At 49.2% G+C, this 1,120-nt stretch carries 9 tRNA genes and 1 rRNA gene; all 10 read right to left on the reverse strand.

Going from position 1 to position 1,120, the window contains the following annotated elements:
• Positions 1–155 precede the first annotated feature (155 nt).
• Positions 156–231: transfer RNA gene (locus ACFPA1_RS07395), tRNA-Ala, on the reverse strand.
• Positions 232–238: 7 nt separating this feature from the next.
• Positions 239–315, reverse strand: a tRNA-Pro gene (locus ACFPA1_RS07400).
• A gap of 15 nt (positions 316–330) precedes the next feature.
• Positions 331–407, reverse strand: a tRNA-Arg gene (locus tag ACFPA1_RS07405).
• A 12-nt stretch (positions 408–419) separates the two neighbouring features.
• Positions 420–508: transfer RNA gene (locus tag ACFPA1_RS07410), tRNA-Leu, on the reverse strand.
• Between the two features lie 4 nt (positions 509–512).
• Positions 513–587 (reverse strand) — tRNA-Gly (locus ACFPA1_RS07415).
• A 10-nt stretch (positions 588–597) separates the two neighbouring features.
• Positions 598–682 (reverse strand) — tRNA-Leu (locus tag ACFPA1_RS07420).
• Between the two features lie 9 nt (positions 683–691).
• Positions 692–767 (reverse strand) — tRNA-Lys (locus ACFPA1_RS07425).
• A gap of 99 nt (positions 768–866) precedes the next feature.
• Positions 867–942: transfer RNA gene (locus tag ACFPA1_RS07430), tRNA-Thr, on the reverse strand.
• 9 nt (positions 943–951) lie between these two features.
• Positions 952–1,027 (reverse strand) — tRNA-Val (locus ACFPA1_RS07435).
• Positions 1,028–1,037: 10 nt separating this feature from the next.
• Positions 1,038–1,120: ribosomal RNA gene (gene rrf, locus ACFPA1_RS07440) — 5S ribosomal RNA — on the reverse strand; the annotation flags it as partial.

The following is a 1,120-nucleotide window of genomic DNA, read 5'->3' on the forward strand; positions in this document are numbered from 1 at the left end:
GTTACGTTGGCTTCGTTTCAAATGAAACGAATATTATTGTTTGTTGACGTTTTTGTTTGTTTAGTTTTCAAAGAACTATTTAATTCGCCTCTCAAAGGCGACCTTTATATATTAACAAAGCAAACTAACAATGTCAATATATTTTTAAAAATAAATGGTGGAGCCTAGCGGGATCGAACCGCTGACCTCCTGCGTGCAAAGCAGGCGCTCTCCCAGCTGAGCTAAGGCCCCGTTAAAATGGTCGGGAAAACAGGATTCGAACCTGCGACCCCTTGGTCCCAAACCAAGTGCTCTACCAAGCTGAGCTATTTCCCGTACTATTAAATTTGATGGCGCGCCCGACAGGAGTCGAACCCATAACCTTCTGATCCGTAGTCAGACGCTCTATCCAATTGAGCTACGGGCGCTTATTTTATAAATGGTGCCGAGGACCGGAATCGAACCGGTACGGTAGTCACCTACCGCAGGATTTTAAGTCCTGTGCGTCTGCCAGTTCCGCCACCCCGGCAATATGGAGCGGAAGACGGGATTCGAACCCGCGACCCCCACCTTGGCAAGGTGGTGTTCTACCACTGAACTACTTCCGCAATATTAAAATGGTGCGGGTGAAGGGAGTCGAACCCCCACGCCTTGCGGCGCCAGATCCTAAGTCTGGTGCGTCTGCCAATTCCGCCACACCCGCATATTAAAATGGTGAGCCATGAAGGACTCGAACCTTCGACCCTCTGATTAAAAGTCAGATGCTCTACCGACTGAGCTAATGGCTCGTACAATAAAAAACGCTAAACTACCTAGTTATTCTGCTTAAAATCCCTTCGGGATTTCTCGCACGCTCCCGATGATGCAATTCAATGAAGTAAGAAGCGTGGTGCCGGCTAAAGGACTTGAACCCTCAACCTACTGATTACAAGTCAGTTGCTCTACCAATTGAGCTAAGCCGGCATAATAATATGGTGGAGGATGACGGGATCGAACCGCCGACCCTCTGCTTGTAAGGCAGATGCTCTCCCAGCTGAGCTAATCCTCCATATATGATGGCCCGGCAGCGTCCTACTCTCACAGGGACTTGCGTCCCAACTACCATCGGCGCTGAGAAGCTTAACTTCCGTGTTCGGGATGG

This window comes from Neobacillus sp. GCM10023253 (genome assembly GCF_042653105.1).
Taxonomy (GTDB): domain Bacteria; phylum Bacillota; class Bacilli; order Bacillales; family Cytobacillaceae; genus Neobacillus; species Neobacillus citreus.